This window comes from Herbaspirillum sp., assembly GCF_035644555.1.
GTDB lineage: Bacteria > Pseudomonadota > Gammaproteobacteria > Burkholderiales > Burkholderiaceae_D > Herbaspirillum.
Genome location: NZ_DASQOH010000079.1, coordinates 83747 through 103966, shown reverse-complemented (window position 1 = coordinate 103966; position 20220 = coordinate 83747). Strand labels below are relative to the sequence as shown.

At 62.5% G+C, this 20220-nt stretch carries 17 protein-coding genes; 3 read left to right on the top strand and 14 right to left on the bottom strand.

Annotated features, from left to right (window positions below; all coding sequences use genetic code 11):
• Window position 1: 1 nt before the first annotated feature.
• The 14 genes from VE092_RS22520 to VE092_RS22455 form a co-directional block, all read right to left on the bottom strand.
• On the bottom strand, window positions 2–2143 hold the full coding sequence (locus tag VE092_RS22520; protein ID WP_324880142.1) for an ATP-dependent DNA helicase: 2142 nt from the start codon (window positions 2141–2143) through the stop codon (window positions 2–4).
• Window positions 2144–2369: 226 nt separating this feature from the next.
• Entirely contained in the window at window positions 2370–2576 is a 207-nt protein-coding gene (locus VE092_RS22515; RefSeq protein ID WP_006463294.1) for a YdcH family protein, read from the bottom strand.
• Between the two features lie 98 nt (window positions 2577–2674).
• On the bottom strand, window positions 2675–3565 hold the full coding sequence (locus VE092_RS22510; RefSeq protein ID WP_324880129.1) for a hypothetical protein: 891 nt from the start codon (window positions 3563–3565) through the stop codon (window positions 2675–2677).
• An 11-nt stretch (window positions 3566–3576) separates the two neighbouring features.
• A complete protein-coding gene (gene zapE, locus VE092_RS22505; protein WP_324880128.1) occupies window positions 3577–4674 on the bottom strand; it encodes a cell division protein ZapE in 1098 nt (365 codons plus the stop codon).
• Between the two features lie 128 nt (window positions 4675–4802).
• Entirely contained in the window at window positions 4803–6230 is a 1428-nt protein-coding gene (lpdA, locus tag VE092_RS22500) for a dihydrolipoyl dehydrogenase (RefSeq protein ID WP_324880127.1), read from the bottom strand.
• A 121-nt stretch (window positions 6231–6351) separates the two neighbouring features.
• A complete protein-coding gene (odhB, locus tag VE092_RS22495; RefSeq protein ID WP_324880126.1) occupies window positions 6352–7593 on the bottom strand; it encodes a 2-oxoglutarate dehydrogenase complex dihydrolipoyllysine-residue succinyltransferase in 1242 nt (413 codons plus the stop codon).
• A gap of 88 nt (window positions 7594–7681) precedes the next feature.
• Window positions 7682–10546: a 2-oxoglutarate dehydrogenase E1 component gene (locus VE092_RS22490; RefSeq protein WP_175344325.1), complete on the bottom strand. Its 2865-nt coding sequence runs from the start codon at window positions 10544–10546 to the stop codon at window positions 7682–7684.
• Window positions 10547–10914: 368 nt separating this feature from the next.
• Window positions 10915–12216, bottom strand: a complete 1302-nt coding sequence (gene gltA, locus VE092_RS22485; RefSeq protein WP_324880125.1) for a citrate synthase — start codon at window positions 12214–12216, stop codon at window positions 10915–10917.
• A 159-nt stretch (window positions 12217–12375) separates the two neighbouring features.
• Complete coding sequence (locus VE092_RS22480; protein ID WP_008329929.1) at window positions 12376–12660, bottom strand: succinate dehydrogenase assembly factor 2; 285 nt, start codon at window positions 12658–12660, stop codon at window positions 12376–12378.
• A gap of 132 nt (window positions 12661–12792) precedes the next feature.
• Entirely contained in the window at window positions 12793–13503 is a 711-nt protein-coding gene (locus tag VE092_RS22475; protein WP_006463281.1) for a succinate dehydrogenase iron-sulfur subunit, read from the bottom strand.
• A gap of 11 nt (window positions 13504–13514) precedes the next feature.
• On the bottom strand, window positions 13515–15293 hold the full coding sequence (sdhA, locus tag VE092_RS22470) for a succinate dehydrogenase flavoprotein subunit (protein WP_286866073.1): 1779 nt from the start codon (window positions 15291–15293) through the stop codon (window positions 13515–13517).
• 2 nt (window positions 15294–15295) lie between these two features.
• Complete coding sequence (sdhD, locus tag VE092_RS22465) at window positions 15296–15661, bottom strand: succinate dehydrogenase, hydrophobic membrane anchor protein (protein ID WP_041310935.1); 366 nt, start codon at window positions 15659–15661, stop codon at window positions 15296–15298.
• 2 nt (window positions 15662–15663) lie between these two features.
• A complete protein-coding gene (sdhC, locus tag VE092_RS22460) occupies window positions 15664–16074 on the bottom strand; it encodes a succinate dehydrogenase, cytochrome b556 subunit (RefSeq protein WP_324880124.1) in 411 nt (136 codons plus the stop codon).
• 176 nt (window positions 16075–16250) lie between these two features.
• Complete coding sequence (locus VE092_RS22455) at window positions 16251–17036, bottom strand: GntR family transcriptional regulator (protein WP_324880141.1); 786 nt, start codon at window positions 17034–17036, stop codon at window positions 16251–16253.
• 464 nt (window positions 17037–17500) lie between these two features.
• On the opposite strand from VE092_RS22455, the gene VE092_RS22450 reads away from it, so the two are divergent.
• From VE092_RS22450 to VE092_RS22440, 3 genes are all read left to right on the top strand, one after another.
• On the top strand, window positions 17501–18490 hold the full coding sequence (locus VE092_RS22450) for a malate dehydrogenase (RefSeq protein ID WP_017451784.1): 990 nt from the start codon (window positions 17501–17503) through the stop codon (window positions 18488–18490).
• Between the two features lie 120 nt (window positions 18491–18610).
• Window positions 18611–19612, top strand: coding sequence for an HpcH/HpaI aldolase/citrate lyase family protein (locus VE092_RS22445; RefSeq protein WP_324880123.1), 1002 nt, complete (start codon window positions 18611–18613; stop codon window positions 19610–19612).
• Window positions 19613–19638: 26 nt separating this feature from the next.
• Complete coding sequence (locus VE092_RS22440; RefSeq protein WP_324880122.1) at window positions 19639–20184, top strand: hypothetical protein; 546 nt, start codon at window positions 19639–19641, stop codon at window positions 20182–20184.
• Window positions 20185–20220: the final 36 nt, after the last annotated feature.

Genomic DNA, 20220 nt, shown 5'->3' with positions numbered 1-20220 from the left:
CTCAGGCCTCTCCGGCTGAGTCGCCCCCGCCTGCGGCTGCACGGCGCGCATCCTGCTCGCGGAAGAAGGCCTGCACCACTTCCAGCTCACGGGTGCGCTTGAACGGCGGCAGGCTCTGCCAGATGCGACGGCCGTAGTTCTTGGTGATCAGGCGGGGATCGCAGATCATCAGCACGCCGCGATCACCCTCATCGCGGATCAGGCGGCCGGCCCCCTGTTTCAGATTGATGATGGCGGCCGGCAGCTGGTGGTGTACGAAGCCGTTGAGGCCCTGCTTTTCCATCTCGCTGATCCGCGCTGCCAGCACCGGGTCGTCCGGCGGCGAGAACGGCAGCTTGTCGATGATCACCAGCGACAGCGCATCGCCACGGACATCCACGCCTTCCCAGAAGCTCTGGCTGCCGATCAGCACGCCATTGCCGGCGGCACGGAAACGGTCCAGCAACTCGGTACGGCCGGCCTCACCCTGCACGAACAGGGGGAAGGCATGGCCGCGCGCCTCGAATTCCGCCCGCAGCCGTTCGGCGGCGCGATTGACCGCGCGCAGCGTGGTGCACAGGAAGAAGCAGCGACCGCCAGCGGCTTCGATGGTGGGCAGCGCGGCATCGATGACGGCGTCGGTATAGTCGTAGGAGTTGGGCTGCGGCAGATTCTGCGGCACGTACAGGAGGCCCTGTTCGCCATAGTTGAACGGGCTGGGCCAGGACTGGGCCGGGGCATTCCACAGACCCATCTGGGCCGCATAGTGATTGAAATCCTTCTTCACCGCCAATGTGGCCGATGTAAAGATCCATGAGCGTGGGGTTCCTTCGCGCTGCTTGTTGAAGATGGGCGCGATCGACAGCGGTGTGCGATGCAACTGCAGCGACGACTGGAAAGCCTCGATCCACAATACGTAGAAGGGCTTCTGGACCGGCTGGGCATCGGGATCGCCCGCCGGCTCGCCGGCCTTGGGCGCGGCCGGCGCCTTGGCGGCCGCTTCCGCCTGTGCCTTGGCGATCTCATCGGGCGTTCCCCAGTTTTCCAGCTGGCGCAACAGTTCGTTGGCGCGGTCGCGGCACTGTTCGATGGTCTCGGCCCGCTCGGCCTGTTTTTCCAGCACGGCGATCATGTCGTCCATGCAGTCCTTGAGCGTATCGAGAGCCGGGAAGAAAGCACTGGAGGAAGCGATCTGGCTAAGCGCCAGGCGGATCGAATCTTCCGGAAAGGCCAGCCGCAAGTCGCGCGCGGCGCGCTCCACCGGCGCCACCAGACGCGCCCAGTCGGCACCGTCGCGGGCGTGAGCCAGTCCCTCGGCCAGCACGTCGCGGCACAACTCCAGGATCTGCGAGGTGGAGATGGTCTCGCCGAAGAACAGCGTGGCGGTATCCGGCAACTGGTGCGCCTCGTCGAAAATCACCGTATTGGCCGAGGGCAGCAGCTCGGCGATACCGGTGTCCTTCAGGGCGACGTCGGCGAAGAACAGGTGATGGTTCACCACCACCACGTCAGCCTGCTGCGCCTCCTTGCGCGCCTTCATGACGAAGCAGTCCTGGTAATACTGGCATTCCGCGCCGAAACAGGTATCCCGCGTCGAGGTCACCAGGTTCCATACCGAGGCGGTTTCCGGGACCTTGGTGAGTTCGGCCTTGTCGCCGGACGAGGTGGATTTCACGAAGCGCGATATCTCGCGCAGGTAACCGACATCCTCGCGCGCGGTCAGGCGGCCGTTCTGCAGGGTGCGCTCCAGGTGGAAATGGCATACGTAATTGCTGCGTCCCTTGAGCAGCGCCACCGACACCGGTGCATGCAACGCCTTGCGCACGGTTGGAATGTCGCGGTTGAACAGCTGGTCCTGCAGGGTCTTGGTGCCGGTGGAGACGATGGTCTTGCCGCCCCACAGCAAGGCCGGCACCAGGTAGGCGAAGGTCTTGCCGGTGCCGGTGCCGGCCTCGGCGATCAGCGTACCCTGTTCGGCAATGGCTGTGGCAATGGCCTTGGCCATCTCGGTCTGGGCGTGGCGCGGCCGGTAGCTGCCCACGGCACCACCCAGCGGGCCACCGGCACCGAAGAGACGATCGATCTCGGCATCGTGCACGCCGGGCGATGCGAGCGCCGCGTCCTGCCCGTCGGCGGGAAGCTGGCGGGCGTTGCTATCGACGATATCGGTGGGGGCTTCTGGGGCAGTCACTGCGGCAAACCTGTAGAAAAAAACGTGGAAGACAGGCTTGGCCGGCGCCTGCACCTTCTGCACGTCGATGGGAGGAAGCCGCTATTTTACGCGGACTCGGCTGGCTGGCTGGCACCGGCCCGATATCGTCGCTGCCGGGCACGCGACAATTCGAGGAAGAGCCCCGCCGGCCGGCGTGTGCAGCGCGGCGATGCGGCGATCAGGCGGGAATGTCCGGGACCAGCTGCATCTTCAGCAGGGCGATATGGTCCTTCAATTGCAGCTTGCGCTTCTTGAGGCGGCGCAATTGCAGGTCTTCGGAACGGGCATCGCGGATGAGCATGTCGATCACGCTGTCAAGATCGCGATGCTCGACTTCGAGTTCGATGATGCGGCGCTGGATGTCTTCGCGATGCGTACTGGTCATGATGGCGGACTGGTTGCTGATGTGCTTGCTAGTGTAATGCACCGGCCCGCGCGCGCCAATCGGCCCGCGCGGGCGGCACGTAAGCCGTGCCGGGCAGACTACCTGGCGGCCGGCGCAGTGGTCTGCGAATCCTGCTGGTTCTTCTTGCGCGCGGCCCGCTCGCGCTCGTTTTCAGCCTTCTTGCGCTCCACTTCCAGGCGGTGTTCCTCGGCCTCCTGGATGCGGCGCTGGCGCTGCGCGGCATTGGCGGCGCGCTCCGGCGCGCGGGCGGCCTCTTCGGCCTGCTGGCGCCGCACCTCGGCCTCATGCTGGCGCACACGATAATCGGCCGGCACATCCTTGTTCTGGTCGATGCGCTGCTGGACTTCCTGGTTCTTGGCGTTGCTCTCCTGCACCTTGCGGGCCGAACTGGCTTCCTTTTCCTTCTGCTCCTGCAGGCGACGGGCCGCATCCTGCTCGTCCTTGGCGCGCTGCTCGGCCAGCGAACGGTCGCGGTCGTCCACCGTGGTCTGGCGCTGGAACACCTTGGCTTCGTATTCCACCTGCTTGATACGCTTTTCGGCCAGACGCTTGCGGTCGCGCGCCGCCTCCAGGCAATCGGCTACCAGGAACTTGGGATAGCAGGCACGCTGGTCCAGGATGTAGCGCAGTTCCACGGCCTGGCGGTCTTCTGCGGCCTGGTCCAGCGCCTGTTGCGCCACCTCGTCGGACTTGATGGAGCCGGCCGGGAAACGGGTGGTAATCGGTGCGCGGGCTTCCAGTTCATCGAAACGCTCGCGGCTCATCGGCGCGGCTGTGGTGGCCGGAGCAGCCGGCGCGGTGGCGCCCGGCGTCGTGGTGGCCGCGACCGCCGACGGGGCGCCGGCAGTCGCCGTCCCCTGGGCCTGCGCGGCACAAGCGGCACTGGCCAGGGCCAGCATCAGGCCGCACAGGGATGAGGTGACGCCCTTGGCATCGGCGAAAAGACCTTGCATGTGGTTCTTGTCCATCAGGTGATTGTTCAGGAGAGGCTGTCGGCAATCGAGCGCCGGTCCGCGTCCAGGTATTCCTTCGATTGCATCTCAATGATACGTGAAACGGTACGGTGGAACTCGTTGGACAGGGTCCCCACCGTGTAAAGCTCGTCCGGCTCTACGGCCGCCGACATGATCAGCTTGACCTTGTGGTCGTAGAACACGTCGATCAGCCAGGTGAAGCGGCGCGCCTCGGAGGACATGGCCGCCGACATGCGCGGGATGCCCGAGAGGATCACGGTCTGGAAGCGGCTGGCCAGTTCCAGGTAATCGTTCTGCGAACGCGGACCGCCGCACAGGGTCGCGAAATCGAACCAGATGGCGCTGCCGGCGCGACGCAGGGCGCGGATCTCGCGCGCCTCGATATGCACCCGTGGATCTTCATCGGCCGCCTCGGCCACGGCCGCGAAGGCGGTGCGCAATTCCTCATCGGTCTTGGCGTTCAAGGGTGTGTGATAGACCTTGACCTGTTCCAGCACGCGCTTGCGGTAATCGATGCCGGCGTCGATGTTCATGACGTCCAGCTTTTCCTTGAGCAGCGCGATGGTGGGCAGCATGCGGTCGCGGTGCAGGCCGTCCGGATAGAGCGTGCCGGGCTCGTAATTGGAGGTCATGACGAAGGAGACGCCATGATCGAACAAGCCCTTGAGCAGGTTGTAGAGGATCATCGCATCGGCGATGTCGGAGACATGGAATTCGTCGAAGCAGATCAGGCGGTATTTCTTGGCGATGCGCTTGGCGACCTCGTCCAGCGGATCGGCGATGCCCTTGAGCTCATCCAGCTGACGATGCACATCGCGCATGAATTCGTGGAAGTGCAGGCGCGTCTTGCGCACCACCGGCACCACGGAGTAAAAGCTGTCCATCAGGAAGGACTTGCCGCGCCCCACCCCGCCCCACATGTAGACGCCGCGCGGCACGGCCGGGCGGCTGATCAGGCGCTTGAAGGCGGAGGCGCGCTGGGCCTTGTAGGCGACCCACTCCTCGTAGGCGCGCTGTAGGCGCTCGATGGCGCGCAATTGCGCCTCGTCGGGTTGATAACCGCGCTGGGACAGCGACTGTTCGTAGAATTGACGGACATCCATGGTGTGGTCTTGTAAAACGACAATGGGCGAGCCAGGCTCGCCCATTGGGTTGGCATCTCAATGCTCAATACGCGTGCAACACAAGCGTGGCAGGTGCGGGCGACGCGTATTGTCGCATTGATCGCGCATCAGAAGTTCAATGCGCGCTTGTCGACGGCCAGGGCCGCTTCCTTGGTCGCTTCGGACAGCGACGGGTGAGCGTGGCAGATGCGGGCGATGTCTTCCGACGAAGCACGGAATTCCATGGCCACCACGGCTTCGGAAATCAGCTCGGAAGCCATCGGACCAACGATGTGCACGCCCAGGATTTCGTCGGTCTTGGCGTCCGCCAGGAACTTGACCATGCCCGAGGTATCGCCCAGCGCGCGGGCGCGACCATTGGCCAGGAACGGGAAGGTACCGGCCTTGTACTGCACGCCATCGGCCTTCAGTTGCTGCTCGGTCTTGCCGACCCAGGCGATTTCCGGCGAGGTGTAGATGACCCAGGGAATGGTGTTGAAGTTGACGTGACCATGCTGACCGGCGATACGCTCGGCCACGGCAACGCCTTCTTCTTCGGCCTTGTGGGCCAGCATCGGGCCGCGCACCACGTCACCCACCGCCCACACATTGGGCAGGTTGGTCTTGCAGTCGCCGTCCACGGCGATGAAGCCGCGCTCGTCCAGCTTCAGGCCCACGCCTTCGGCGTTCAGGCCGATGGTGTTGGGGGTGCGGCCGATGGAGACGATCAGCTTGTCGAATTCGCCGGTGTGGGCTTCACCCTTGGCATCGGTGTATTCCACGGAGACGCTGTTCTTGCCTGCCTTGATGGTACCGATCTTCACACCCAGGTTCACGGCCAGACCCTGCTTGGTCAGCAGCTTCTGGGCTTCCTTGGCGATCTGCTCGTCCACTGCGCCCAGGAAGGTCGGCAGGGCTTCCAGCACGGTCACTTCCGCGCCCAGGCGACGCCAGACCGAACCCATTTCCAGACCGATCACGCCGGCACCGATCACGCCCAGCTTCTTGGGCACTTCGGAGATGGCCAGTGCACCGGTGTTGGAGAGGATCAGCTTTTCATCGAACTCGGCGCCCGGCAGTGCGCGGGCGTTGGAGCCGGTAGCGACGATGACGTGCTTGGCGATGATGGTTTCTTCGGCAGCGCCGGCAACCTTGATCTCGTAGCCGTTGGCATCACCCTTGACGAAGGAGCCGCGGCCGTGGAAGAAGGACACCTTGTTCTTCTTGAACAGGTACAGGATGCCGTCGTTGTTCTGCTTGACCACGGTGTTCTTGCGGCCCAGCATCTTGTCCAGGTTCAGGCCCAGACCCTTGACTTCGATGCCATGCTCGGCGAAGCCGTGGCTGGCATGTTCGTAGTGCTCGGACGATTGCAGCAGCGCCTTGGAGGGGATGCAGCCAACGTTGGTGCAGGTACCGCCCGGTGCCGGGCCGCCCTTTTCGTTCTTCCATTCGTCGATGCAGGCGGTGTTGAAACCCAGCTGGGCTGCGCGGATGGCGGCGATGTAGCCGCCGGGGCCGCCACCAATGACGACGACGTCAAAATTCTTGCTCATGTGTGTATTCCTGATTCGTTGTGCACATCCGCTTTGATCTCTTGATCCAAAACGGATGCAAAAAGGCGCTGAATGCCTGGGGGCCGTTCAGCGCCTCGCTCACGCCGTGATGGCCGGTTGCTTACAGATCCAACAGAAGACGAGCGGGATCTTCCAGCGCTTCCTTGATCGCGACCAGCGACAGGACGGCTTCACGGCCGTCGATGATGCGGTGGTCATAGGACAGCGCGAAGTAGTTGATCGGACGCACCACGACCTGGCCGTTTTCGACCACTGCACGTTCCTTGGTGGCGTGGATGCCCAGGATCGCCGATTGCGGCGGGTTGATGATCGGGGTCGACAGCATGGAACCGAAGGTGCCGCCATTGGAGACGGTGAAGGTACCGCCCGACAGTTCTTCGATGGACAGCTTGCCGTCCTTGGCTTTCTGGCCGAATTCACCGATCTTCTTTTCGATGTCGGCGATCGACATCTGGTCCGCATCACGCAGGATGGGCACCACCAGACCACGGGGCGAGCCGACGGCCACGCCGATGTCGAAGTAGCCGTGGTAGACGATGTCGTTACCGTCGACCGAGGCGTTGACGATCGGGTACTTCTTCAGGGCGTGCACGACGGCCTTGACGAAGAAGGACATGAAGCCCAGCTTGACGCCGTGTTCCTTCTCGAACTTGTCCTTGTACTTGTTGCGCAGGTCGATGACCGGCTGCATGTTGATTTCGTTGAAGGTGGTCAGGATGGCGTTGGTCGATTGCGATTGCACCAGACGCTCTGCCACGCGGGCACGCAGGCGGCTCATCGGCACGCGTTGTTCCGGACGGCTTTCCAGACCAGCCTTGACCGGTGCGGCAACGGCAGCCAGGGCCGGCTTGGCAGCGGCAGCAGGAGCGGCGGCGGGAGCCGACAGCGCGCCCAGCACATCGCCCTTGGTCACGCGGCCATCCTTGCCGGTGCCGGTGACTTGCGAGGTCGACAGGTTGTTGTCAGCCAGCAGCTTGGCGGCGGCGGGCATGGCGACGTCGCCCTTGGAAGCCAGCTCGGGAGCGGCCACCGGGGTCGGTTCGTTGGTCGCTTGCGGAGCGGGAGCAGCCTTGACTTCGGTCGGGGCCACTTGCGCGGAGGCGTCGGTGTCGAGAATGGCGATGACTTCGCCGGCCACGACGGTAGCACCGTCAGCCTTGATGATCTGGGTGATGACGCCGGCGTCCGGCGAGGGCAGTTCCAGCACGACCTTGTCGGTCTCGATGTCGATCAGGTTTTCATCACGGGCGACAGGTTCGCCGACCTTCTTGTGCCATTGCAGCAGGGTTGCTTCGGCAACGGATTCCGACAACTGCGGGACTTTTACTTCGATTTGAGCCATTTTCAGGATTCTCCGATTTTCGGGTGATTTCGTTCTTATGGAAACAGGGACGCACTGCCCTCGCAGCGCGTCCCGTTTGCATCGATGATTACTTGGTCAGCACAAAGCCCTTGAGCTTGGCGAAGGCGGTTTCGATCAGTGCCTTTTGCTGTGCATAGTGCTTGTCGTAGTAACCGACGGCCGGCGAGGCGCTGGCCGGGCGGCCTGCATAGGCCAGCTTCTGACCTTCGGAGAGATTCTCGAAGATGTTGTGCTGGATCTGCAGCCATGCGCCCTGATTCTGCGGCTCGTCCTGCGCCCACACCAGTTCGTTGAAGTTCGGGAACTGCTTCAGTGCAGCCGCGAACGCCTTGTGCGGGAACGGATACAGCTGTTCGACGCGGATGATGGCGGTATCGGTCTGACCGCGTTCCTTGCGGGCGTTGACCAGGTCGTAGTACACCTTGCCCGAGCAGGCGACGATGCGCTTGACCTTCTTGGCGTCGATGGTTTCATCGACTTCCGGGATCACGGTCTGGAACGAACCCTTGGCCAGGTCGGACAGGGGCGAGCCGGCATCCTTGTTACGCAGCAGCGACTTCGGGGTCATGATGATCAGCGGCTTGCGGAACAGGCGGATCATCTGGCGACGCAGCAGGTGGAAGATCTGCGCAGCGGTGGTGGGCTGCACGACCTGCATGTTGTTGTCGGCGCACAGCTGGAGGTAACGCTCGATACGTGCCGAGGAGTGTTCCGGACCCTGGCCTTCGTAACCGTGGGGCAGCATCTGCACCAGACCGGAGGCACGGCCCCACTTCACTTCGCCGGAGCTGATGAACTGGTCCATGACGACCTGGGCACCGTTGGCGAAGTCGCCGAACTGGGCTTCCCAGATGGTCAGGGTGTTCGGTTCAGCGGTCGAGTAACCGTATTCGAAGGCCAGCACGGCTTCTTCGGACAGCACGGAGTCGATCACGGTGAAGGTGGACTGGTTCTCAGCCACGTTCTGCAGCGGGATGAAGGTACCGGCATCCCAACGCTCGCGGTTCTGGTCGTGCAGCACGGCGTGACGGTGGGTGAAGGTACCACGGCCGGCATCCTGACCGGTCAGGCGCACGGCATAGCCGGAGGAAACCAGGCTGGCGTAGGCCAGGTGTTCGCCCATGCCCCAGTCCAGGTTCATCTCGCCACGACCCATGGTGGCGCGGTCGTTCAGGACCTTCTCGACCAGCGAGTGAACCTTGAAGCCTTCAGGGACGGTGGTGATCTTGGCGGCCAGGCGCTTCAACTCGGCCATCGGCACGGCGGTCTCGGCAGCGTCGGTCCACTTGCGGTTCAGGAACGGCAGCCAGTCGACGGCGTACTTGCTCTTGAAGTTGGTCAGCACCGGGTCGATGGCGTGCTTGCCGGCATCCATCGCGGCGCGATAGGCCTTGACCAGTTCTTCGCCGCCATCGGCGGGAATGGTCTGCTGGGTGACCAGCTTGTCGGCGTACAGCTTGCGGGTACCCGGGTGCTGGGCGATCTTCTTGTACATCAGCGGCTGGGTCAGAGCAGGCGTATCTTGCTCGTTGTGACCCAGCTTGCGGAAGCAGATGATGTCGACCACGATGTCCTTCTTGAACTTCATGCGGTAGTCGACAGCGATCTGGGTGGCGAACACGACGGCTTCCGGATCATCGCCGTTGACGTGCAGCACCGGGGCTTCGATCATCTTGACCACGTCCGAGCAGTACAGCGTCGAACGGGAGTCGCGCGGGTCGGAAGTGGTGAAGCCGATCTGGTTGTTGATGACGATGTGGACGGTACCACCGGTGCCGTAGCCACGGGTCTGGGCCAGGTTCAGGGTTTCCATCACCACGCCTTGGCCGGCGAAGGCGGCGTCACCGTGCACCAGGATCGGCAGCACTTGCGAACCATCCTTGTCGCCGCGGCGATCCATACGGGCCTTGACCGAACCTTCGACCACCGGGTTGACGATTTCCAGGTGGGAGGGGTTGAAGGCCAGCGACAGGTGGACCGGGCCGCCTGGGGTGGAGACGTCCGAGGAGAAGCCCTGGTGGTACTTGACGTCACCGGCCGGCAGGTCGTCGGCGTGACGGCCTTCGAACTCGGAGAACAGTTCCTGCGGGGTCTTGCCCAGGATGTTGACCAACACGTTCAGACGACCGCGGTGGGCCATGCCGATCACGATTTCCTGCACGCCCTTTTCACCGGCGCGCTGGATGGTTTCATCCAGGGAAGCGATGAAGGATTCGCCGCCTTCCAGCGAGAAGCGCTTCTGGCCGACGTACTTGGTGTGGAGGTAACGCTCCAGGCCTTCGGCAGCGGTCAGGCGCTCCAGGATGTGCTTCTTCTTGTCCGAAGAGAAGCTGGGCACGGCACGGGTCGGCTCCAAGCGCTCTTCCAGCCAGCGCACTTCGGACATGTCCGAGATGTAGGTGAACTCGGCACCGATGGAGCGCGTGTAGGTATCGCGCAGCATCTGCAGCAGGTCGCGCAGGGACGCGGTTTCCGGGCCGAAGTAGGTGTTGTTGATGTTGAACACGATGTCCATGTCGGCATCGGTGAAGCCGTAGAAGGAGGGATCGAGTTCAGGGATGTTGGGGCGTTCCTGGCGTTGCAGCGGGTCCAGGTTGGCGAAACGGGAGCCGAGGTCACGGTAGCCGGCGATCAGCTGGGTGACGGCGACGCGCTTGCGACCCATGTCGGAGTCGGCGGATGCGATGACGGTGCGGATGGGGCCTTGCTTGGCACGTTCGGCGAAGGATGCGATCACCGGAGCGTGGGCCACATCGGGACGGGTGGAGCCGTCGGTGGCGGGGACGTGTTGCACGGCGTCGAAATAAGCACGCCAGTTATCGGGGACAGAGCCGGGGTTGTTCAGGTAGGCTTCGTACAGTTCTTCGATGTACGGAGCATTCCCACCGAACAGGTAGGAGTTGATGTTGTATTGCTCGTAGAGCTTTGTCATTTGCTCACCTTTCTTCGCGCTTCGCGAGATTAGCGGGTTTCTACACCTTCCGCGACACGGCCTGACCGGTTAGCGGATTGCATCAAGTTGTGGGGGAAGGACCTTGTCTACCTGAACTTCTGTACGTCATCCAGTCAGCGCATCGGAATTATATCTCCTAATATCAAATAAAAAAGCGAATCCTCCGGGATTCGCTTTTTTATTTGAAACATGAAGCAAAAGGCGTTTCCAGCCACCAACGCCGGCCCGCAAAGCCTTGCTGCGCGGGCCTCGCCACCCTCCCCCCGTCAGTCCCGGGAGGCGGGAAGCGCGGCATTACGGCCACCGTTGTTGTCCATCCGACAAGGCGGACGGACAACATCCGGCGATCAGCGCTTGTCCATCGGCGGCACGTCGCGACGCGGCGAACCGACGAACAGCTGACGGGGACGGCCGATCTTCTGTTCCGGATCCGAGATCATTTCGTTCCACTGGGCGATCCAGCCGATGGTACGGGCCATGGCGAAGATGCAGGTGAACATGGAGGTCGGGATGCCCAGGGCGCGCTGCACGATGCCCGAGTAGAAGTCGACGTTCGGGTACAGCTTGCGGGAAACGAAGTAGTCGTCTTCCAGGGCGATCTTTTCCAGCTCCATGGCCAGCTTGAACAGCGGGTCGTCGTGCAGGCCCAGTTCGTTCAGGACTTCGTAGCAGGTTTCGCGCATCAGCTTGGCACGCGGGTCGTAGTTCTTGTAGACGCGGTGACCGAAGCCCATCAGCTTGACACCGGAGTTCTTGTCCTTCACCTGCTTGATGAACTCGGGGATCTTGTCGACGGAACCGATCTGTTCCAGCATGTTCAGTGCGGCTTCGTTGGCACCGCCGTGGGCAGGACCCCACAGGCAGGCGATACCGGCGGCGATACATGCGAACGGGTTGGCACCGGAGGAGCCGGCCAGACGCACGGTCGAGGTCGAGGCGTTCTGCTCGTGATCGGCGTGCAGGATCAGGATGCGGTCCAGCGCGCGGACCAGCACTTCATTGACCTTGTACTCTTCGCACGGGTTGGCGAACATCATGCGCATGAAGTTGGCGGTGTACGACAGGTCGTTGCGCGGGTAGACGAACGGCTGGCCGATGCTGTACTTGTAGGCCATGGCCACCAGGGTCGGCAACTTGGCGATCATGCGGATGGCCGACACTTCGCGGTGGTTGGCGTTGGAGATGTCCAGCGAGTCGTGGTAGAAGGCCGACAGCGCGCCGACCGAGCCGGTCAGTACGGCCATCGGGTGAGCATCGCGACGGAAACCACGGAAGAAGAAGTTCATCTGCTCGTGGACCATGGTGTGCTGGGTCACGGTGGTGACGAACTCAGCCTTCTGGTCGGCAGTGGGCAGCTCGCCGTGCAGCAGCAGGTAGCAGGATTCCAGGAAGTCGCAGTTCACCGCCAGCTGCTCGATCGGATAGCCACGGTACAGCAGCTCGCCCTTGTCGCCATCGATGTAGGTGATGGAGGAATTGCAGGAAGCGGTCGACATGAAGCCGGGGTCGTAGGTGAACTTGCCGGTGGCGCCGTACAGCTTGCGGATATCGATCACATCAGGACCGATGCTGCCCTTGTAGATAGGAAAATCTACGGACGGAGACCCGTCGGAGAACGACAGGGTAGCTTTGATATCGGTATTGGACATAGCTTTTCCTTTTGCTGGGATGGTGAAACCGTTAATCAAAAGCCGCGACCGCAAGCCGGGCGGCATCATGGTTCGGATGCGCCGGGTGGCGAGTTGGAACAGGCCGCGATCGAGCAAAATCGGTCTGGCTTGTGGCCAGGCGCAATATTCGTGCAACAGTCAGGCAGTACGCAGTTTCTTCAGCAACGCATGCACTTGGGGCAGATCAACCGCCGCTTCCGGCTCCTTGCGGGCCAGCAGCAGGTCCATCAGGTCGTTGTCGGTCAGGTCCATCAGGCGCGAGAAGGCATCGACCTCGTCGTCGCTCATCTGGGCCTCGTTGGCATCCAGATAGCGCGTCAGGATCAGGTCATTCTCCAGCAGCCCGCGGCGCGCGCGCCAGCGCAGTCTTGCTCGCTTGGCTGGATCATCCTGATGACGCTGTTCAGTCATGAACTCGCTCATTTCTTGTCTTTCCATTCACTTCAACCGGACCAAACCTGAAGGAACCGGTCGGGGAAGCCGCTTCCAGCCCAGCCTCCCCTCGCTGCAGCCCGCCATGCACGGCGGCTCTGGCAGGCATCACACCAACTCGGCTTACACCGAGCGACGGACCATCAGTTCCTTGATCTTGCCGATGGCTTTGTTGGGGTTCAGACCCTTGGGGCAGACATCGACGCAGTTCATGATCGAACGGCAACGGAACAGACGGTACGGATCTTCCAGGTTGTCCAGACGCGCGCCGGTGGCTTCGTCGCGGCTGTCGGCGATGAAGCGGTAGGCTTGCAGCAGGCCGGCGGGGCCGACGAACTTGTCCGGATTCCACCAGAACGACGGGCATGAGGTCGAGCAGCAGGCGCACAGGATGCACTCGTACACGCCATCGAGCTCTTCACGCTGCTCGGGCGACTGCAGGCGCTCCTTCTCGGGCGGGATGCTGTCGTTGATCAGGTAGGGCTTGATCGAATCGTACTGCTTGAAGAAGTTGGTCATGTCCACGATCAGGTCGCGGATCACCGGCAGGCCGGGCAGCGGCTTCAGAACGATGGGTTCGGTCAGCTCGTTCAGGTTGGTGATGCAGGCCAGGCCGTTCTTGCCGTTGATGTTCATGGCGTCGGAACCGCACACGCCTTCGCGGCAGGAGCGGCGCAGGGCCAGCGAATCGTCGACGTCGGACTTGATGCGCTGCAGGGCATCCAGCAGCATCTTGTCGGTGGGCTTCAGTTCCACCGTCAGGTCTTGCATGTACGGCTTGTCGTCCTTGTCCGGATCGTAACGATAGATCTTGAATTTCAGGGTGCGAGTCATGTTGCGACCTCTTAGAAAGTACGTGCTTTAGGTTTGAAAGTCTCGACGGTCAGCGGCTGCATGTTGACCGGCTTGTAGTCGAGACGATTCCCCTCGGAGAACCACAGCGTGTGCTTGAGCCAGTTCACGTCGTCGCGCTGCTCGTAGTCGCTGTGCGCGTGGGCGCCTCGCGATTCCTTGCGGGCAGCCGCCGAAGTGATGGTGGCCTTGGCCGTTTCGATCAGATTGTCCAGCTCCAGCGCTTCCACGCGGGCGGTGTTGAAGACCTTGGACTTGTCCTTGAAGGAGACGTGCTTGCGGCGCTCGTCCAGTTCCATGATCTTGGTATAGCCTTCCTGCAGCAGGGCGTCGGTACGGAACACGCCGCAGTACTTCTGCATGGTGGCGCGGATGTCGTTGGCCACATCCTGCACGCGCTCGGAACCGGTGCTGCTTTCCAGATGGGCGATGCGCTCCAGCGAACGGTCCAGGGCGCCAGCCGGGATAGGCTTGTGACTCTGGTCCTGCAGACGGCTGCCGACGATGTGGTTACCGGCGGCGCGACCGAAGACCACCAGGTCCAGCAGCGAGTTGGTACCCAGGCGGTTGGCGCCGTGCACCGAGACGCAGGCGCATTCGCCGATGGCGTACATGCCCTGCACCACTTCCTTCATGGAACCGCCCTTGGGCGCGACCACCTGGCCGTGGATGTTGGTGGGGATGCCACCCATCTGGTAGTGGATGGTCGGCACGACGGGAATCGGTTCCTTGGTCGCATCGACGTTGGCGAACTTGTGGGCGATTTCCAGGATCGAGGGCAGACGCTTCTTGATGGTATCGGCGCCGATGTGACGCAGATCCAGCAGCACGTGATCCTTGTGGGGACCGACGCCACGACCTTCCTTGATTTCCTGGTCCATCGAACGCGAGACGAAGTCACGCGGCGCCAGGTCCTTCAGGGTCGGCGCATAGCGCTCCATGAAGCGTTCGCCGTTGCTGTTGATCAGGATGCCGCCTTCGCCGCGCACGCCCTCGGTGATCAGCACGCCCGCGCCGGCCACGCCGGTCGGGTGGAATTGCCAGAATTCCATGTCCTGCAGCGGCAGGCCGGCACGTGCGGCCATGCCCATGCCGTCGCCGGTGTTGATGAAGGCGTTGGTCGATGCGGCCCAGATACGACCCGCGCCGCCGGTGGCGAACAGGGTGGTCTTGGCGTGCAGCATCATGATTTCGCCGGTTTCCATTTCCAGCGCCACCACGCCGAGGACATCGCCCTCTTCGTTGCGGATCACGTCCAGCGCCATCCACTCGACGAAGAAGTGGGTCTTGGCGCGCACGTTGCGCTGGTACAGGGTGTGCAGCAGTGCGTGACCGGTACGGTCGGCAGCAGCACAGGCGCGCTGCACCGGCTTTTCACCCAGGTTGGCGGTGTGGCCGCCGAACGGACGCTGATAGATGGTGCCATCAGGGTTGCGGTCGAAGGGCATGCCGAAGTGTTCCAGCTCGTAGACGGCCTTCGGTGCTTCGCGGCACATGAATTCGATGGCGTCCTGGTCACCCAGGTAGTCCGACCCCTTGACGGTGTCGAACATGTGCCAGTACCAGTTGTCTTCCGACATGTTGCCCAGCGAAGCGCCGATGCCGCCTTGGGCAGCCACGGTGTGCGAGCGGGTCGGGAAGACCTTGGACAGGACAGCGACGTTCAGACCGGCTTCGGCCAGTTGCAGCGAGGCGCGCATGCCGGAGCCACCGGCGCCGACGATGACCGCGTCAAAGCGGCGGGTAGTGATGGCGGATTTGATTGCAGCCACGATTAGTTTCTCCAGAGAATCTGCGCAGCATAGCCAGCGCAACCGATCAGCCACACGATGGTGGCAACTTGCAGGACCAGGCGAACGCCGACGGGCTTGACGTAGTCCATGAGCGCATCACGCACGCCAATCCAGGCGTGGAAGAACAGCGCCATGAACACGGCAAAGGTGGCAACCTTGAACCATTGATGCGAGAACAGAGCCGCCCAGCCCTGGTAGCTGAAGTTGGTCGAAGTGAAGAAGCACACCAGCAGGATCACGGTGTAGACCGCCATCACGACGGCAGTGGCGCGTTGCGCCAGCCAGTCGCGCAGGCCGTAGTGGGCGCCGACGACCAGGCGCTTGGGTCCGATGTTGTTATCAGCCATTTTCAGAATGCTCCGAACAGTTTCAATGCGACCAGGATCATCAGCGCGATGCTGACCACCAGGACAGTTGCCGAGGACTTGCGCGCGCTGTCCTTGTCCAGACCGATGTGGTTATCCATGATCAGGTGGCGGATGCCGGCGCAGAAGTGATGCAGATAGGCCCAGGACAGAGCCAGGATGACCAGCTTGACGAACCAGCCGGAAGTGAAGCCCTTGAGGTAGGCGAAGGTGCCTTCCGAGAGCAGGCTGCTGTCCAGGAGGTACAGAATGAAAGGCAGCATCAGGAACAGGAACAGACCGCTGATGCGGTGCATGATCGAGACCAGAGCGGCCAGGGGCATGCGGTAGCCGGCAATTTGGGTTAGGTGTATGTTACGAAATTGCGGCCGTTGTGGTTTAGCGGCTTCAGACATACAAGGTTCTCCTCAGATTAAAACAATCATGCAATTTTCGCCGATTTTCTAAATCACCATCAACTTTTATTGCGCTTCGCAGCATGTCCACCGGGACTTGACCCGGCTTTGAAGCCGCTCCCCGTCACCGCACAGGCCCGGCCCGTGGGCATCCTGGAAGGAAGCCACCGGCCCGCTCAGCTCAACTCGCTTTGGTAATGATGATTCGTCGTCAGGTACAGCCCGCGCCGCATTTCCACCGGCTTGTCGCCATAGGTGAATGAAGCCCGCTCCACACTCAGCAACGGCGTTTGGGGCGCTACGCCCAGAAACTCTGCCGCATCCGGATCCGCCCCGACGGCACGGATGCGCTCTTCGGCGCGGATCATGCGCGTGCCGAATTCCGACTCGAACAGGCCATACAGCGGCCCGCGGTATTCCACCAGGCGTTCGGCCGTCAGCCCCTTGAAGATGGCGCCGGGCAGCCAGATGTCTTCGAGGATGATGGGAACACCATTGAACGATTTTACCCGGCGGATGAAAATGACGGAGTCGCCCGACTTCATGTCGAGCTGACGGGCCACTTCGGCCGAGGCGCGTACGCGCTTGACTTCGATGATCTTGTTCTCGGGACGCTGCGGCTCGTCGCTGTCGGCCATCAACCGCAGGAAGCGGAACTGCGCCTGGGTCTCATGATGGGTCGCAACGAAGGTCCCCTTGCCCTGGCGGCGCACCACCAGGTTTTCGGCCGCCAGTTCGTCGATGGCCTTGCGCACCGTACCCTGACTGACCTTGAAGCGGCTACCCAGCTCCACTTCGCTGGGAATGAGCTCACCCGGCTTCCACTCACCGGCCTCCAGGCGCTGCATGATGAGCGCCTTGATCTGCTGATACAACGGACTGAAGGTGGGTGCAGGACTGGCAGCACCCGCCCCCGCGGCATGCGCGTCGGCGTTGTTCGAATTAGGCAGGATCGAGCTCATAACCTCGAATTTCACCACAAAATCCCTTCCGGCGTCCAGCAAAAACTAGGCAATAATATGTCTTATATAAGACATAAGATATTGATTGACAGCGCTCTTTCGCAGGCCTACACTCGCGAGCAACCTGAAGACCTGCAAGGCAGACCGGGTGCGATTTACAGGCCGGAGGGCGCTAACGAGAATCGCTCTCATCCAGACCCATCGAAGGCGGCGTTTTCATGCAGGCAGAGCACAAGTTTGACAGGTTTTTGATTTGTCGGCAGAGCCCGAACCGAAAGCAACTGACTCGCTGCGTTTTCGACGGTATCATGGCGGCCTAACAAGAATTCGAGGAAGTCGCGCAATTTCCTGCGCAAACCAGAAGCAAACGCAGACGGCCCTGCCGCGCTCTCCGCGACGCGACCGCAACGTGCGCTTCATGCAGTCTGAACGCTTTTTTTCATCACCTCTTTTGGAGATTCAACATGGCTAAAGCCCCCATGCGTGTTGCCGTCACCGGCGCCGCCGGTCAGATCGGTTACTCCCTGCTGTTCCGCATCGCCAACGGCGACCTGCTGGGCAAAGACCAGCCGGTCATCCTGCAACTGCTGGAAATCCCCGATGAGAAGGCTCAGAAGGCGTTGAAGGGCGTCATCATGGAAATCGATGACTGTGCCTTCCCGCTGCTGGCTGGCGTGACTGCCCACAGCGATCCGATGACCGCCTTCAAGGATGCCGACATCGCCCTGCTGGTGGGTGCCCGTCCCCGCGGCCCCGGCATGGAGCGCAAGGACCTGCTGGAAGCCAACGCCCAGATCTTCACCGTGCAGGGCAAGGCGCTGGACGCCGTCGCCTCGCGCAACGTCAAGGTCCTGGTGGTCGGCAACCCTGCCAACACCAACGCCTACATCGCCATGAAGTCGGCACCGAACCTGCCGGCCAAGAACTTCACCGCCATGCTGCGCCTGGACCACAACCGTGCGCTGTCGCAAGTGGCGGCCAAGATCGGCAAGCCGGTCTCGGCCATCGAAAAGCTGTGCGTGTGGGGCAACCACTCGCCGACCATGTACGCCGATTACCGTTTCGCTACCGCCGATGGCGCCTCCGTCAAGGACACCATCAACGACCAGGAATGGAACAAGAACGTGTTCCTGCCCACCGTCGGCAAGCGCGGCGCGGCCATCATCGAAGCCCGCGGCCTGTCCTCGGCAGCATCGGCAGCCAACGCAGCCATCGACCACGTGCGTGACTGGGTGCTGGGCACCAACGGCAAGTGGACCACCATGGGCATCCCCTCGGACGGTTCCTACGGCATCCCCGAAGGCACCATGTTCGGCTTCCCGGTGACCACCGAAAACGGCGAGTACAAGATCGTCCAGGGTCTGGAGATCGACGAGTTCTCGCAAGAGCGCATCAACATCACCCTCAAGGAGCTGATGGAAGAGCGTGAAGGCGTCAAGCATCTGGTCGGCTAATTGACCAGGGCGCGGCGGTCTTCAACCGCCGCGCCCGTCGTCTTACTGCAATACCGGCAATACCCGCAATATAGCAATACCGATCGATCCGACAACCTTACCCCAGTCCCATTCGCAGCAATGCATCCTTCCCAGGTCTTGTTCCCAGGTGCCCAGCAGCCGGTTTCGCTCCCGGTGTGCGATCACTACGCCGGCTCCGAAAAGCTGATGCGCAAGTCGATGGCCCTGCAGCAGGAACTCGGCCCCCTGTTCGACATCACCTTCGACTGCGAAGACGGCGCCGCCGCCGGCAATGAAGCCGCGCACGCCGAGCTGGTCGCCTCGCTCATCGCGGGAGCCGACAACGTCCACCGCCGCATCGGTGCGCGCCTGCATGACGTGGGCCATGCGCACTTCGAGCAGGACGTGGCCATCATCTGCGGCGCCGCTGCGCGCGAGCTGGCCTACGTGATGTTGCCCAAGCCGGAAGGCATTGCCGATGTGCTGCGCGCACTGGAGAGCATCAATCGCGCCGCCGGCAACGCCGGCCGTGCGCAACTGCCGGTGCAGGTGTTGATCGAGACCCACGGCGCGCTGGCCGATGCCGCACGCATCGCCGCCCTGCCCCAGGTCCAGTCGTTGTCGTTCGGGGTCATGGATTTCGTTTCGGCGCACTACGGCGCCATTCCCGGCAGCGCCATGCGCTCCCCCGGACAGTTCGACCACCCGCTGGTTCGCCGCGCCAAGCTGGAGATTGCCGCCGCCTGCCATGCGCACGGCAAGGTGCCGTCGCACAACGTGACCACCGATATCAAGAATCCCGCCGCCGTGGCCGACGATGCGCGCCGCGCGGCACAGGAATTCGGCTACACCCGGATGTGGAGCATCCATCCGGACCAGATCCGTCCCATCGTGCAGGCCATGTCGCCCTCGACCGACGAAGCCGAACTGGCGGCACAGATCTTGCTCAAGGCGCAATCGGTGCAATGGGGCCCGATCCAGCACCTGGGCAACCTGCACGACCGGGCCAGCTATCGCTATTACTGGAGTATCCTGCAACGCGCGCATGCCACCGGCGTGGCGCTGCCGCCGGAGACTGCAGCCTGGTTCGCCGCCGGCGACTCCCCTTCAACCACGCAGTAAGTACACGACCGTTTCGATCTACGAACATGAAAAAGCACCTGACCATCCTCGCCCTGCTGGGCAGCCTGTTCGCTGCTGCCGGCATCACCGCCGCGCAAGCCGAGACCACCACCACCAAGCCAGCCGCCAAGAAGAAGGTGGTCAAGAAGGCGCCGGCCAAGAAGGCTGCCGCTGCAGCCGCAGCCGCTGCTCCGGTAGCCAAGATGCCGTTCTCCTCGGATGCCGAGGATGACGACAGCGAGCCGGACCTGGGCGGCACGCTGTCGGCCGACTTCCAATGTGAAATGGGCCACAAGCTGACCATCTGGAAGAACGAGACCGACGATAAGCACATCGCCATCCGCTGGGACAAGCGCATCCACCGCCTGACCCGTGTAGCCACCACCACCGGTGCCAACCGCTTCGAGAACCGCAAGATGGGCCTGGTCTGGATCGGCATCCCCGCCAAGGGCCTGCTGCTGGACTCGAAGAAGGGCCAGCAGCTGGCCAACGAATGCAAGAACGCCGAACAGATGAAGGCCGCCGCAGCAGCACCGGCAGCCACCATTGCCGCGGCACCCCACCAGAACTGAGCCGGCAGGCAGCAGCGCCCGGCACAGCCAGTTTCA

Coding starts and splice junctions, on each gene's coding strand:
- VE092_RS22515 (WP_006463294.1), bottom strand. CDS start 2,576: ATGACCAGTACGCATCGCGAAGACATCCAGCGCCGCATCATCGAACTC.
- VE092_RS22510 (WP_324880129.1), bottom strand. CDS start 3,565: ATGGACAAGAACCACATGCAAGGTCTTTTCGCCGATGCCAAGGGCGTC.
- zapE (WP_324880128.1), bottom strand. CDS start 4,674: ATGGATGTCCGTCAATTCTACGAACAGTCGCTGTCCCAGCGCGGTTAT.
- lpdA (WP_324880127.1), bottom strand. CDS start 6,230: ATGAGCAAGAATTTTGACGTCGTCGTCATTGGTGGCGGCCCCGGCGGC.
- odhB (WP_324880126.1), bottom strand. CDS start 7,593: ATGGCTCAAATCGAAGTAAAAGTCCCGCAGTTGTCGGAATCCGTTGCC.
- VE092_RS22490 (WP_175344325.1), bottom strand. CDS start 10,546: ATGACAAAGCTCTACGAGCAATACAACATCAACTCCTACCTGTTCGGT.
- gltA (WP_324880125.1), bottom strand. CDS start 12,216: ATGTCCAATACCGATATCAAAGCTACCCTGTCGTTCTCCGACGGGTCT.
- VE092_RS22480 (WP_008329929.1), bottom strand. CDS start 12,660: ATGAGCGAGTTCATGACTGAACAGCGTCATCAGGATGATCCAGCCAAG.
- VE092_RS22475 (WP_006463281.1), bottom strand. CDS start 13,503: ATGACTCGCACCCTGAAATTCAAGATCTATCGTTACGATCCGGACAAG.
- sdhD (WP_041310935.1), bottom strand. CDS start 15,661: ATGGCTGATAACAACATCGGACCCAAGCGCCTGGTCGTCGGCGCCCAC.
- sdhC (WP_324880124.1), bottom strand. CDS start 16,074: ATGTCTGAAGCCGCTAAACCACAACGGCCGCAATTTCGTAACATACAC.
- VE092_RS22455 (WP_324880141.1), bottom strand. CDS start 17,036: ATGAGCTCGATCCTGCCTAATTCGAACAACGCCGACGCGCATGCCGCG.
- VE092_RS22450 (WP_017451784.1), top strand. CDS start 17,501: ATGGCTAAAGCCCCCATGCGTGTTGCCGTCACCGGCGCCGCCGGTCAG.
- VE092_RS22445 (WP_324880123.1), top strand. CDS start 18,611: ATGCATCCTTCCCAGGTCTTGTTCCCAGGTGCCCAGCAGCCGGTTTCG.
- VE092_RS22440 (WP_324880122.1), top strand. CDS start 19,639: ATGAAAAAGCACCTGACCATCCTCGCCCTGCTGGGCAGCCTGTTCGCT.